This is a genomic window from Amycolatopsis sp. NPDC033938 (assembly GCF_055575975.1).
The window spans coordinates 620,346-633,345 of the sequence record NZ_JBVIRO010000001.1; the positions used below are offsets into that span (position 1 = coordinate 620,346).

12 protein-coding genes are annotated in these 13,000 nt (G+C 68.2%); 7 read left to right on the top strand and 5 right to left on the bottom strand.

Annotated elements, in window-relative coordinates:
- The first annotated feature begins 12 nt into the window (after positions 1-12).
- From ACZ5ZX_RS03000 to ACZ5ZX_RS03030, 7 genes are all read left to right on the top strand, one after another.
- Positions 13-1,149 (top strand): GAF domain-containing sensor histidine kinase, encoded by a 1,137-nt coding sequence (locus ACZ5ZX_RS03000; RefSeq protein ID WP_465500383.1) that lies wholly within the window; start codon positions 13-15, stop codon positions 1,147-1,149.
- Between the two features lie 143 nt (positions 1,150-1,292).
- Complete coding sequence (locus ACZ5ZX_RS03005; RefSeq protein ID WP_465500384.1) at positions 1,293-1,922, top strand: excalibur calcium-binding domain-containing protein; 630 nt, start codon at positions 1,293-1,295, stop codon at positions 1,920-1,922.
- A complete protein-coding gene (locus ACZ5ZX_RS03010; protein WP_465500385.1) occupies positions 1,919-2,554 on the top strand; it encodes a class F sortase in 636 nt (211 codons plus the stop codon). The genes ACZ5ZX_RS03005 and ACZ5ZX_RS03010 overlap by 4 nt, the downstream gene beginning before the upstream one ends.
- A gap of 9 nt (positions 2,555-2,563) precedes the next feature.
- Positions 2,564-2,830, top strand: coding sequence for a histidine phosphatase family protein (locus tag ACZ5ZX_RS03015; RefSeq protein WP_465500386.1), 267 nt, complete (start codon positions 2,564-2,566; stop codon positions 2,828-2,830).
- On the top strand, positions 2,824-2,991 hold the full coding sequence (locus tag ACZ5ZX_RS03020) for a hypothetical protein (protein ID WP_465500387.1): 168 nt from the start codon (positions 2,824-2,826) through the stop codon (positions 2,989-2,991). The genes ACZ5ZX_RS03015 and ACZ5ZX_RS03020 overlap by 7 nt, the downstream gene beginning before the upstream one ends.
- A gap of 42 nt (positions 2,992-3,033) precedes the next feature.
- Positions 3,034-4,299 (top strand): HAD family hydrolase, encoded by a 1,266-nt coding sequence (locus ACZ5ZX_RS03025; RefSeq protein ID WP_465500388.1) that lies wholly within the window; start codon positions 3,034-3,036, stop codon positions 4,297-4,299.
- 73 nt (positions 4,300-4,372) lie between these two features.
- Positions 4,373-6,571, top strand: coding sequence for an AAA family ATPase (locus ACZ5ZX_RS03030; RefSeq protein WP_465500389.1), 2,199 nt, complete (start codon positions 4,373-4,375; stop codon positions 6,569-6,571).
- On the opposite strand, the gene ACZ5ZX_RS03035 is transcribed toward ACZ5ZX_RS03030, so the two are convergent.
- From ACZ5ZX_RS03035 to ACZ5ZX_RS03055, 5 genes are all read right to left on the bottom strand, one after another.
- Positions 6,531-8,177 carry a hypothetical protein gene (locus ACZ5ZX_RS03035; protein ID WP_465500390.1) on the bottom strand — a complete coding sequence of 549 codons (1,647 nt, stop codon included), beginning with the start codon at positions 8,175-8,177 and terminating at the stop codon, positions 6,531-6,533. The two genes, ACZ5ZX_RS03030 and ACZ5ZX_RS03035, sit on opposite strands and share 41 nt — an antisense overlap.
- A complete protein-coding gene (locus ACZ5ZX_RS03040) occupies positions 8,177-8,803 on the bottom strand; it encodes a response regulator (RefSeq protein WP_016330621.1) in 627 nt (208 codons plus the stop codon). The genes ACZ5ZX_RS03035 and ACZ5ZX_RS03040 overlap by 1 nt, the downstream gene beginning before the upstream one ends.
- A gap of 9 nt (positions 8,804-8,812) precedes the next feature.
- Positions 8,813-9,952 (bottom strand): hypothetical protein, encoded by a 1,140-nt coding sequence (locus ACZ5ZX_RS03045; protein ID WP_465500391.1) that lies wholly within the window; start codon positions 9,950-9,952, stop codon positions 8,813-8,815.
- A gap of 9 nt (positions 9,953-9,961) precedes the next feature.
- On the bottom strand, positions 9,962-12,463 hold the full coding sequence (locus tag ACZ5ZX_RS03050) for a M14 family zinc carboxypeptidase (RefSeq protein WP_465500392.1): 2,502 nt from the start codon (positions 12,461-12,463) through the stop codon (positions 9,962-9,964).
- An 89-nt stretch (positions 12,464-12,552) separates the two neighbouring features.
- Positions 12,553-12,870 (bottom strand): nucleotide pyrophosphohydrolase, encoded by a 318-nt coding sequence (locus ACZ5ZX_RS03055; RefSeq protein WP_061980383.1) that lies wholly within the window; start codon positions 12,868-12,870, stop codon positions 12,553-12,555.
- Positions 12,871-13,000: the final 130 nt, after the last annotated feature.

Genomic DNA, 13,000 nt, shown 5'->3' on the forward strand with positions numbered 1-13,000 from the left:
TCGATAGCGCTCATGGATCCCACACTTGCCGCGCGCGCACTGTCCGCCGCCACCGAGATCACCGGCACCGCCCTGTCCGGCGACGACCCGGGTGACGTGCTCGAGACGGTGGTCGCCCGCGCCGTCGAACTGGCCGAGGCCGACCTCGGTCTCGTCATGGTGCGCGCGGACGACGGCCAGGTGGTCGTCGAAGGCGCGCACGGAGCGACGACCCAAGGCCTGCGTGGCTTGGCCTTTCCCGCCGATTCCGCCGCCGGTCAGGTCGCTCGCGGCGGGAAACCGGTCGTCAGCGAGGATTTCACCGTCGATCCGCGGACGGCGCCGTTCGTGCCGCCGGAGCTGCGGGGTTTCGGTCCGTTCGCGGCGTCGCCGTTCGGTTCCGGCGGGCGCGTCCTGGGCGCGCTGACCGTGTACCGCCGCCACGGCGGGGCTCCGTTCTCCGACAGCACCGTCGAAGTCCTGACCGCTTTCGCGGCACAGGCGGGCGTCGTCCTCGCTCTGGCCGAGGGCGCCAACGCGCGTCACCGCGTGACGCTCTACCAGGAGCGCGAACGGATCGCGCGCGAACTGCACGACGTCATCGTGCAGCGGCTTTACGGCGCGGGCATGCAACTGGACCGCGTGCGCAAGAACATGCGGAAGCGGTTCGCGCAGGCCGATGGCGCGCGGCTGTCCGAGGCGATCGACCAGCTCGACCAGACCATCGAAGAGATCCGCGGCACCGTGCGCGCGTTGCGCAGCCCGGAACCCGCGAACGAAAAGGTGGTCGCCACCGATCTCGCCGAATCCGCGCGGGGTGAGGTGCGCATCGCGGGTGAGCTGCTCGGCTACCCGCCGACCCTCGAACTGTCGGGAGAACTGGCCGACATCCCCGCCGAACAGGCCGACCACATCCGCGCCGCCCTGCGCGAAGCACTGTCCAATGTGGTCAGACACTCCGGGGCGAGCGAGACCCGCGTGACGCTCAGCCGCGACGCCGAGGGCGTCAAACTCCGGGTGCGGGACAACGGGTCCGGTGTGCCGCAGGGCGTCGCCAAACGCGGTCTTCGGCATCTCGACGAGCGTGCGACGACTTCCGGCGGCCGGTTCTCGATCAATTCTTCGCCGAGCTTGGGCACTTTGGTGGCTTTCGACGTCCCCATCGATTGAGTTGTGGGATATTCACCGCATTTGTCGCTCGAACGAGTGACAATCAGCGGTTTCTGATTAATCCGTAACGATGGTGGCCGACGGGCGACTGTAGGTGTATCGAACGCGCTCGGAGCGCGAATTCCCCATCGAAAGGCCTCCTCATGTCCTCGGTTCGTCGCGCCATCGGCACGGCCGTGCTGCTCGCTGGATTCTCCTTGCTCGGCCCTGCTTCCGTCGCTTTCGCGCTGGCCGACGCGCCCGCGATCGCCGACTTGGACTGCGGCGACTTCCAGTTCCAGGAGGACGCGCAGGCGGTGCTCGAAAAAGATCTATCCGATCCGAACGGTCTCGATCGCGACAAGGACGGAATCGCGTGTGAAACGCTGCCGAAGCGCGGAAACGGGCCGACGAAAACGATCACACCGACCGTTCCGCCCATCGTCACGGAAACGAAACCGGCGCCCAGCAGTGCGAAATCCGCCGACAAGGATTGTGCCGATTTCCCCTCGCAGGCCGCGGCACAGGCCGAGCTCAAGAGGAACCCGAGTGACCCGTACAAGCTCGACGGCGACCACGACGGGTACGCCTGCGAGTCCCGCTTCGGCGAGCCTTCGAAATCCGGCCAGGTGAAGGTCAAGCCCGTGGGCGGCGTCGCGACCGGCGGCGGCGAGACCAGCGAAGTCAACGGTGGGCTTCTTGAAATCGCCGCGGTCGCGTTGACCGGCGGGGTCCTGCTGGCCGCGACGGCCGCGGGCGCGTCCCTCGTCCTCCGGCGGCGTGCCGAGCGATGACCCCGGTTTCTTCCTGGCGCCGATGGCCGTTTCCGCTGGTCATCGGCACCATCATCGGGGTGGTACTCGCGGCCGCGCTGACCGCTTGCGCCGGCCCCTCGGCAGGCAGGGTCGCGTCACCGGCGCAGCCGACCACCGTGTCTTCGGTGGCCTCCTCGGCCGTCGCGGTCGCCCCGCTCGGACCCGCGAAGCCGGTGACGCTCGAGATTCCGGCGATCGGCGTCCGCACCGGTGAGATCGTCGACCTCGGCCTGACCGGCGACGGCAGCCTGCAGGTACCGCGCGACGCGATCACCACCGGCTGGTTCACCGGCGGCCCGGCACCCGGCGAAATCGGGCCCGCCGTCCTCGCGGGGCACGTCGACTACAAGAAGGTCCCCGGGGTCTTCGTCCGGCTCAAGGAACTGAAGAGCGGTGACGAGGCCGTCGTTCGTCGCGCGGACGGGGTCACCGCGGTGTTCACCGTGTACGCCGTCGAGCGGCATCCGAAGGCCTCCTTTCCGACGGAGAGGGTCTACGGCGACACGCTCGGGCCGGAACTGCGCCTGATCACCTGTGGCGGGGACTTCGACTCCTCGACCGGCAACTACCTCGACAACGTGGTCGCCTACGCGAGACTGACGCGCACTTAGATTCGAGGGATGCGCACCGTCTACGTCGTCACGCATCCGCAAGCCACCCATCACGTCGATCGCCTGGTGGGCGGCTGGTACGACTCCGAACTCACTTCCGATGGCGAGCGTGCGGCCGTCGCCATCGCCGATTCACTGCGCGCCCGGGTGCCGGAAAAGGTCGAGCTGTACTCCTCGGATCTGCGGCGCACCGCGCGGGCGGCGGAGCTGATCGGGGAGCGTACGCGGCGATGGACTCGATCCTGGAAAGCCGTTGTGAGCACCAGATCGTGGTGACACACGGCGGCGCGCTCACCTTCGTCATCGCGGCGTGGATCCGGATGCCACTCGAAGCGGCCGGGTACGTCGACTTCCGAGGTTCACCCGGCAGTATCACGGTGCTCCGTGAAGACGACTGCTTTCACAACCGGCAGGTCGTGACTCTCGCCGGAAAATGACAAGATCTCCCCGGAAAGTCGATGAAGACGTGGGGAGATGACATGCCGAGGTTCCTGCGAGCCGTCGCCGTCGCCGCCGCTGTGGCGGCCGTTCCGGTGCTGGTGCCCGCCACGTCGGTGGCCGCGACCGAGTCACGCTGCCCGCAGCTGCGGCTGGCCGATCACTGGTACGGCGACAACGCGGCGAAGATCCAGAAGGTCATCGACGACCGCGGCCGCTGCGGCGGGAAGCACGGCGAGCGCCCGGTCGCGGTGTTCGACTGGGACAACACGGTCATCAAGAACGACATCTCCGATCAGACCGTCTTCTGGATGATCCGGCACGACAAGGTCCTGCAGCCGAGGAACAAGGACTGGCGCACGACCAGCCGGTACATGACCGAGGCCGGAGCGAACGCGCTCGGCAAGGCGTGCGGCACCGACACCCCGGCCGGGAAACCGCTGCCGACCAGCAAGAACATCGCCTGCGTGGACGAACTCCTTTCCGTGCGAAAGAACGCCAAGACGACCACCGGCGAAGAGGTCTTCGCCGGAAACAACCGGCGCTACATGGAGGCGGCCTACGCCTGGGTCGCGCAGATCAACGCGGGATACCGCCCGGACGAGGTCCGCGCGATCGCCCGGCAGGCCAGGGCCGCGGCGCTGCGGGCACCGGTCGGAGCGACCCAGAAGGTCGGTTCGAGCACGCAGGTCGCGTGGATCCGGTATTACCCGGAGATCAAGGACCTGATCGCGACGCTGACCAAAGCGGGCTTCTCGACGTGGGTCGTTTCCGCCTCGCCCAAGGAGTTCGCGGACGTCTGGGGATCGGCGGTCGGCATCCCGCCGAGCCGCACGCTCGGGATCTACTCCCAGACCACGGACGGCCGGATCAACGGGCACCTCGAAGGCTGCGGTGGGCACGCCGACGGCGCCGACGAGATCATGACCTACATCGACGGAAAGCGTTGCTTCATCAACGAACGGATCCTCGGGATCCGCGGCCCGAAAGCGATGGAAGTGGCACCGGAGGCCAAGCGGCAGGCAGTCGCCGGCGGCGACGCGACCACCGACGTCACGATGCTGCGCGACGCCACCGGAGTCCGCGTCACGCTCAACCGCAACAAGGACGAGCTCATGTGCCGCGCCTACGACAACGCGGACGGCAAATGGGCGGTGAACCCGATGTTCATCGAGCCCTTCCCGGCGTTGAACCGCACCTACCCGTGCTCGACGACGGCGTACGAGAACGCCGACGGCACCCGCGGCCCGGTGCTGCGCGACGACGGCACGGTCATCCCCGATCAGCGCGACACCGTGCACCCCTGAGCGTGTTCACGATGCGTGACGCTCGTACCTCCCGCTGCTACCGTGGCGTTCTTGGCTGAATGAGGGGGAGGCCGTGGTCGATCTTTTGCAGGTCGTCGTGGACGAAGCCGCGAAAGCGGCCGCGACCTCGGCGGTGGGGGCCGTTTCCACGGCGAGCCGGAACGTGGTGTCGCTGCTCAAGGAAAGGCTCGGCACGACCAAGTCCGGCAAGGACGCCTTGAGCCGCCGGGCACTCGCCGCCGCCCGCGCCGACAAGGAATGGGCGGATCGCCTGATCGAGGCGGTTTCCGTACTCCATGAGGAAAACGCCTCGACGGCGACGGCGGGTATCGAAAAGTTCCGCAACCACCTCGCCATCCTCGCCGATCCGCCGAGGACGGGGCTGAAGCTGATCGTCGGCGCGGCGGGTTCGGGAAAGACCGAACTCGCCCGCCAGCTCGCCGACCGGGTCCAGGAAGATTTCCCGTCAGGCCGGGTCGAAGTGTCACTCGCCCGCTATCGCGACGGCGACGAATTCGACGCCGCCGCGGTGAAACGGTATGTGCTCCGGGAATTCGGGATCCCCCACGGCGAGATCCCGGTCGACGACGAGCAGCTGGACCGGCAGTTCCTCGCGGTGCTGGTCACCAGGTCGTTCGTGGTCATCCTGGACGACGTCGAACTCGCCGCCGAGGTGGCCTTGTTCGCCAGATTCCGCACCAGCCTGGTGTTGGCGACGGCGTCGGTGTACAGCCGTGAACTCAAGACCTGCGACCCCGAGGCCATCGAGTTACGAGGGCTCGACGTCGAGGGTGCGCGCGAGCTGCTCGCGGACTACTGCGGCAAGGTCCGGCTGACGGACGAACCGGTCGAGACCGACCGGTTGATCGACCTCTGTGATCGGATGCCGCTCGCGCTCCGCGAGGTCGGTGTCACCCTCGCCGGTCGCGCCGGGGAAGCACGGCCGGTGGCGACGTTGCTCGACGAGTACCGCGATACGGGTGTGGTCGACGTCGAAGGAGTCATTCAGGATTCCTTGCGGCGCACGTTCGCCCGGCTTTCGGACGCGGCCGTCGAGGCCTGTGCCGTACTCGCCGAGCATCCCGGCGGCTTCTTCACCCGCGCCACCGCGGCGGCGATGACCGGCGACGCGAAGGTCATCGACGAACTGATCGCCGCGCAGCTGACCTACCGGGCCGGCGATTGGTACTCGCTCACGATCCTCGCGGGTCAGTACGCGCGCACGCTGCGAGCGGATCGGGACGCGGGCTTCGATCGGTTGCTCACCTATGTTCGCGACAAGGCGGTCGCGGCGGATTTCCGCGAGAATCCCCATCGTCTGCGCACCTACGTCGTTCCGTCGAAGCGGGATTGGGAGCTGCGGGTCGATCACCTCGACTGGCTGGAATGGCACCGGTCGCTGATCGGTGAGCTGGTGAAGCTCGCCTGCCTCCGCCGCCGCTACAAAGAGTCCTTGCAATTGGCCGGGGCCTTCGAGGCGCTGGTGAACAGGCGCGGCTACTGGCGCGAATTCATCGACATCAGTGACTGGGCTGTGAAGGCCGTCGAAGCGGACAAGGACGCGAAGCCCGCGCAGCTCGGGCGGGCACTGATGATGCGGGGCAAGGCTCGTTTCATGGCCCGTTGGTTCCCTGCCGCACTGGAGGATCTCGACAGGGCGGCGAAGATCCTGTCCGGTCCGTCGGCGGGGTTCGCGGAGAACAGATGGCGCAAGCTTCAGGCGTCGCTGGCGGAGTTCCGGGGACGTTTTCACGAAGAGCGCGCGGATCTGCTCGTCCACCGGAACGCCGGGGAAGCGGAGATCAAGCGGGAACTCGCGGAAGCCGAACGGCACCTCCGCCTGGCGTGTGCCCTCAGCACGGAACTCGCCGACGCCCCCGCCCTCGCCATTCACCCCCGGATGCTCGCGAACGTCCTGATCAAACTCGGCGAACCGGCCGAAGCGATCGCCGTCCTCGCCGCGATGACCGCCGCCGGACGCAACCACGCCCGGGTCGAGATGGTCTACGCCAACGCGTATCTGGCTCTCGGTGACCTCGCCGGGGCGCGAGCGCGATTCGGCTCCGCGTGGAATCAGCTGGCCGCCCAGAGGGCCACCCAATACGTCTGGGAACTCAGGGAACTCCAGGCGCGGCTCATGACCGCCGAGGGTGACCCCGGCGCGATCGAGGTCTGGGGACGGCTCGCCTACGACGCCACCCAGATCGGCCACCCGCGAGCCGACCGGTACTTCAGCGCACTCGAATCGTCACCGAGCGATCGCCGATCTTGACGATTTCGGTCGGGGACAACCGGCCGAGGTAAGCCAGCGAAGCGGCGATCAACGGGTCGATCGAGCGGTCGGTCAGTGTCAGCTCCCGTTGGCCACCGGCACGGGTACGGACAAGGCAAGTACTCCTGCCCACCGTCGCCGCGGCCACCGCCGCGTCCGGCCACTGGCGGAGAACTTCGTCCGACCACGAGGGAAAGCGTTCACTGTCGGACTCGTGGAGTCTGCTGTAGACGATCGACGCACTGGACAGTTGCCGCAGGGTCGCCCGGGTTTCGTGCGCCACCACGTGTTTGCCTGCCAGGTCGTGCCGTCGGCCGGTACTCGGGAACCGCACGATCCTCGTGGCGGGGCCGTCCTCGTCCGCGCCGACGACGAACGTGGCGACCTCCTGCGGTTCGACGTCGGGCACCTCGTGGGGTGGGAATGACGCTTCGATGGCAGGTTCGGGAAGATCCATCAGCCGGTACAACCGCGGCCGTAGCAGTCCGGCCGACAGGTCCGGGGCGCCGACGGCCTGTTTGACGATGGCGGCGTGGTCGCCGGGGCTGTGCCGGTGGATCGCGAGATCGATCTGTGGTCCCAGCGCGGCGTCCGGATCGAGTCGTGCGGTCTGCGCGGCGAGCGCTTCGATGGGCGAGCCGGGAACCATGGTCTCCCCGCCATCGCCGATCAGAAGCAACGGACGGTCCACCGCGGCGGCGTACAGCGCCAGCGAACCGAAATCCGAGAGCACACACGACGCCGCGGTGAGCGCGGCCTGCCAGCCGGCTTCGGGGGGAAGCACCCGAAGACCTGCTTGCCGTGCCTCGGAGAGCCACGCGTCGACCTGCCACGGGCTGTGGGCCGCGGTGATTCCCGGATGGAGCACGGCACAGCAGCGATATTCGTCGTACTCCAGTTCGGAGACCAGCCGCAGCGGGAGATCGGGCACGGTCCCCAGCAGGGAACCGGGTCCCCAGGTGGAGGCGATGACCACCAAGGTGTGGCCGGGATCCCCGAAGGCCGCGCGATAGGCGGGAGTGCGATGGATTCCTGCGCGCAGGCGGTCGTGGCACGGGTCGCCGACCACTACCGCGCGTCTCGCCGCCTCAGAGCCCGCTTCTCGCAGGTGGGCGCGCTGCTCGGGGTGGGAGAGCGCGACCATGGCGGGTACGACCCGGCCGTCGCGCACGAGCCGGGCCGGGTTCATCCCGGCGACCGTCCGGCTCCGCGGGTAGTACTTCTGAAACCCGATTCCGTGTGGCACCAGCACGATCGGCGCGTCGAAGAGGTGCAGGTCGTCGTTCTCGCTCGCCGCGATCACCAGATCGAAGCGGCTTTCGATGGCTTGCCGCCACGGAACCACCGAGGCGCGCAGCGTGGCGAGATACTCGGGCACACCGGCGCTGAAGATCGCCGTGCTGTCCGTGTCGTAGGTGAAGACCAGCTGGACCCGGCGATCGTTTTCGATCAACGACAGGATGTCCAGCAGCCTGGTCAGCGTCGTGACCGTGCGGACGACGACCAGGACCTTCCGCTCGACCCCGATCGTGAGCCACTGATCGAACGCGGGATCAACCGGGACCTTCGCCCAAAACGACGGGGGGGGGGTACCTTTTTCGCGCACTACCTGTCCCGGCGCGCGATCCACGCCGCGGCCTGCGTGCGGCGCTGCATGCCGAGCTTCGCGAGGACCGACGTCACGTAATTCTTCACCGTCTTCTCGGCGAGGAACAGGCGTTCCGCGATCTCGCGGTTGGACATGCCCTGCCCGATCAGGTCCAGTACCTCGCGCTCGCGTTCGGTGAGCGAGCCGAGTTCGTCCTCCGGCGGGTGCCGCAGCTTGTCCAGCACCCGCGCCGTCGACAGCGGGTCGAGCAGCGAACGGCCTGCCGCGACCTCGCGGACCGCGTTGACGACGTCCTGGCCGCGGACCTGTTTCAGCAGGTACCCCGCCGCACCGGCCATGATCGCGCCGACCATGGCCTCCTCGTCGTCGAACGCGGTCAGCATCAGGCACTGCGGCGGATTCGGTTTCGAACGCAGTTCGCGGCAGAGCGCGATGCCGTCGCCGTCACCGAGCCGCACGTCGACCACCGCGACGTCCGGCTCGACGTGCATCGCCACGGCGAGGGCTTCGTCGACCCCGCTCGCTTCGGCGACGACCTCGATGTCGGGCTCGTCGGTGAGGAGGTCGCGCAGACCCCGCCTCACCACCTCGTGGTCGTCGATGAGCAGCACCTGGATCGGCATACCCCCACGTTACTTCGTCGCCTTGACGACCATCCCTTCCACCAGCGGAGACGGCAGGCCTGCCCGCTCGCCAAGCCAGCGCACCCACGTCGGCAGCAAGGCCTGCGCGGCGGGGCGGACGGTGTCGTCCGGCCAGTCGCCGATCAGCGCGATGAGGTGGTCGAGCCGATCCGGTGAGACCGCGAACCAGGTGGCCGGGACGACCCCCTCCATCCATTCGGCGGCCAGTTCTTCGACCACCAGATCATCGGGTTCGTTGCCGAAGGTCTCGAGGTGCCAGGCGGTGAAGGGAACGCTCATCACCGTCGGGTCGATGTCAGTGATGTAGGAGCGGCTCGGCGGCAACCGCAGGCCGCGGTTCCTCAGCGCGGTGTCGAGGGCCAGGTATCGCCGCTCGGCGCGGTACCACTCGTCGAGGGTCGAGCGGGATTCGTCACCCAAGATGTCCAGCGAGCGATTGACGAGACCTTCCAGGCGGCCCGGATCCGTGATCGGCTCGGGCACCGCCGTCCCACCGAAACGCTTCCGCCATGCTTCGGCCGCCTGGTCGAGCGAGCCATGGACACCACCTCCCGCGAGGCGGGGAATCCACGACGTGTCGACTTCGAACACGTAGACCGTTGGCGCCGCGTCACCGGGATAGGAGAAGTGCGCGAGCACGCCGAGGCGTGTTCCGTAGACGTCCTGGAGCTCCCAGACGTCGCCGGTCGCCTTGACCTTGGCGGCCAGCCGAGGCCATTCGGGCAGGACTTCCGACCGCAACGCCTTCCGCAACCTGCTCACGCTCGCGCGGACGAACGACTCGAAGCCCGGTGGGGAGATCGCGCTCATCCCCTGCAGCAGCAGCCAAAGCTCCTGGCGTGGCTCGGCGTTCGCCGCCGCGAGCACGACGGCTTCGAAGAACAGATCGAAGTCCAGGCCGTCGTTATCGCCCTGCAGCGCCCGGTGCAGCTCGGCTCCGAGCAGCGAGGCCGTCGCCTGCTCGAGTTCGCGAGGGTTTCGCGTCTTCAGGAGAACGCCCGCCTCGTCGAGGACGTTCTCGATCGACTCCTCCATCCAACCCGGCAGCGCCGCTGGTTCCACGGCCTGCGGCTTCGCCGTCCTCGTGGTCTTCTTGTTCTTCGGCTTCCGGCCACGGGATACGGGCATACCCCCACGTTACTTCGCGGCGGCCCAGTAAATCGCCTTGGCCACCTGCGAGTACAAGCCCTTCGGGTGATCACGGAACAGCGGCTCGGTGCCGAACAGCACCACGTTCCCGCCGAGCGCCGAAGTGCCCGAGACGACGGCTGCCTGACCCGCCGCCTGCAGTGGCCCGCCGGTCCCGTCGTCCCGGGTCCGCCAATGGCCCGCGACCAGCGGATTCCCACTCGCGTAGCGCTGCTCGACCCGGACCGAAGAGCCGAGATCGGTGAACCAGAACGGCCCGTAGACGAACGAGTCCGGCAGCGCGTCCGCGCCGACCGGGCCGGTCCCATTGACGACCGAAACGACGCCGTTCCCGTCCTCCCAACCGGCCACCGGACGCGCTTCGAGAAGTCCCACGTCGGTGTTGAAGCGTGCGCCTGTCGCGCCGCGGGTGACGACGCCGCCGCGAGCGAGGAAGGCGCGTAGAGCCTCCTTCGCCGCCGGGTTGAGATCGGTGTAGCGCAGTCCCGAAGACACGAACAGCAGGTCGATCCGCGACCAGTCGAATCCGGCGTTGAGCACCGCCGCCGACACCGGCCGGACGTCGAAGCCCATGTCCCGCAACGCCTTCAGCTCATCCGGGCCGACGGCTCCCGCGATCGTCTTGCGGCCCAAGGGGGTCGCCGCACCGGTGGCCTCGGTGAACCGGACGCCGTAGCGGTCCGCCACCTCGGCGGCGGCCGGGCGCGCCGACGCGGGAACGACGATCGTGCCGTCGGCCGTGCGGCCCAGGGCGAGGCCCCGGTTCAGCAGGTCGTTGACGGCGCTGACGTCCTTGCCGTCCACGAGCTTCAGCGCGAGGTCACGGCCAGGAGCGGCGTCGATGCCGCCGGTGGGCGAAGCCGCGGCGACGTCGTGCGCCCGGACGTCGAGCCTGCCCTGACGGACGATGTCGACCGACGCGCCCCACAGCAGCCGGTGGCTCCAGCCGGAGATGTCGTACATCACCGGTACCTTCGCCGAGATGTCGCTGCCCTGCTCCAGCATCACGTTCGCCAGGCCGCGCTTCGGCTGGTGCATGTCCACCAGGTACGAACCGGCCGGATAGCGCCGCCCGGCCAGCGAGAACGGCCGATCGGCCTGTCGCACCCGGACGTCGTTGGCCACCAGGTGGTCGACGAGCCGGGAAGCGGCGACGGCCGAGCGCTGGTCCGCTCCAGCGGGGATGACGTACGCGCGCGGGAACTCCGTGCGGTAGCGGTCTTCCGGCCCGAATCCGGGCACGAAACCATCGGGGATCTCGCGCTGCGCCTCGCCGGCGCCACCGCGGCGGAACATCTCGATCTGGTTCGCGATCAGCTCACCGCGGTTGCGGTCGACGTAGTTCAGCGTGCTGCCGATGGTGGCCTCGACGACCTCGGTGTTGATCACCGCGCGCCGCTGGAGTTCCGCCACGGGCTGCGTTTCGTAGTCCGCGTTGTTGACCCGCATCGGGATCTCGATCGTGAACGACACCGCGCCGTGGTACATCGCGTACTGAGCGGTGTAGATCGGCGCCCAGCCGTCCCAGCTGCCGGGTTCGTAGTCGCGGAACGGGATCTCCGGCTTCGCCGTCTCCGGCCGCCCGAGTGCCTTGACGGCCTGCTCCATGCCGAGACCGTTGGCGTACCCGTGCTTGATGTAGAGGTCGAAGTCGTAGTTCTGGCCGTGCGGCGGCGTGGTCGGCTCGATGAGCGTGTTCTCGACGTAACCGTGTTCGTCCAGCATCATCAGCGGCTGCTTGCCGATGGCGATCCCGCGCATGGCCCGCACTTCCGGCTGCGAAGCGGTGACGAAGTCGCGATTGGGGTCGAAGCCCTGCGACGTCTGCCGCGTGCCGGCGACCCTGCCGTCCGGATTGGCCGTGACGTTGAAGTAGAAGCGGTTCCGTTTCAGCAGCTCAGCCGTCTTGGGATCGTTCGACGTCGCCAGCTTCTCGATGACGCGAAGCGCGCCGTCGGTCCCTTCCCATTCGTTGCCGTGGATGTTGTTGTTGATCCACACCGGAGCCTTGTAACCGTGACGCAGGAACGGGTCGCGGGCGGCACGGGCCGGATCGTTCTCGATGAGCGACCGCCAGGCGTCCTGCCGTCGCGTCTCGAAGGGGCTCTCCGGCGCGGTGAGCGTCACCAGGTAGAGGTCGCGGCCGAGGCCGGACTGCCCGGCGATCTCGACGGAGACCCGGTCGCTGCGCGCCTGCAAGGCGTTCAGCTTCGGGGCGATCGCGTGATACGGCGCGAGCCCGAGCTTGATCGACTTGTCGCCCGGGTTCTCCGGGTAGACCCGCAGGGTGGTCTTGCGCGGATAACCGGAATGGTCGCCCGCGACGTTCTCCCCGGCCGCGGCGCGCGCGGTGCTCATCGGCGGGTCGGTCGCGGCGACGTCGTTGCGGTCCGGCCCGTTGCCGGGGTCCCGATGCGTCGTCGTCGGCGGCGGCGCGGCGTACGCGGGCGCGGCGACCGCGCTCAGGGACAGCATCAGTGCCAGGACCACGGTGCGAGCCGAACGCGACAAGGGCCACCTCCAGAGACGTCGGCACAGTCTTTCGGCTCGCTAAAGACGTCACAAGACCCGAAAGGCGGCTAATCGGGCGCAGGGAAGCGATGCTCGTTCCGGTCGATCTTGGCGTTGGCCGCCTCGATCAGGTCGACGCCGAGACTGTTCGCCAGCTGGAGGAGATACAGCGTGACGTCGGCGATTTCGTCGACGACGTTGTGTGCCAGTTCAGGGTCGGAGCGCCACTTCTCGGACTCCTCCGGCGTGAGCCACTGGAACAGCGAGGTCAGTTCGCCGACCTCGCCGGACAGCGCCATGACCAGGTTCTTCGGGGTGTGGAACGGTTCCCAGGCCCGTGCCGCGGCGAAGTCGCGGAGGCGCTGGTTGAGGTCGTCGAGTGTCACGTGCTGTGCCTACCAGATCGTCACGGTGCGCTAACGGCCGTATGGCGGACGAGCGTTGACGTGCAATTTGCAACTTGCATAGCGTCGCTGCGCGTCGGGGAATCGATCCGGAAGGAAAGCCTTGACGTAC

What these genes read in the sequence shown, in the direction of transcription:
- ACZ5ZX_RS03010 (WP_465500385.1), top strand. Translation starts at nt 1,919, where the DNA reads ATGACCCCGGTTTCTTCCTGGCGCCGATGGCCGTTTCCGCTGGTCATC.
- ACZ5ZX_RS03015 (WP_465500386.1), top strand. Translation starts at nt 2,564, where the DNA reads ATGCGCACCGTCTACGTCGTCACGCATCCGCAAGCCACCCATCACGTC.
- ACZ5ZX_RS03000 (WP_465500383.1), top strand. Translation starts at nt 13, where the DNA reads ATGGATCCCACACTTGCCGCGCGCGCACTGTCCGCCGCCACCGAGATC.
- ACZ5ZX_RS03005 (WP_465500384.1), top strand. Translation starts at nt 1,293, where the DNA reads ATGTCCTCGGTTCGTCGCGCCATCGGCACGGCCGTGCTGCTCGCTGGA.
- ACZ5ZX_RS03040 (WP_016330621.1), bottom strand. Translation starts at nt 8,803, where the DNA reads ATGCCGATCCAGGTGCTGCTCATCGACGACCACGAGGTGGTGAGGCGG.
- ACZ5ZX_RS03025 (WP_465500388.1), top strand. Translation starts at nt 3,034, where the DNA reads ATGCCGAGGTTCCTGCGAGCCGTCGCCGTCGCCGCCGCTGTGGCGGCC.
- ACZ5ZX_RS03045 (WP_465500391.1), bottom strand. Translation starts at nt 9,952, where the DNA reads ATGCCCGTATCCCGTGGCCGGAAGCCGAAGAACAAGAAGACCACGAGG.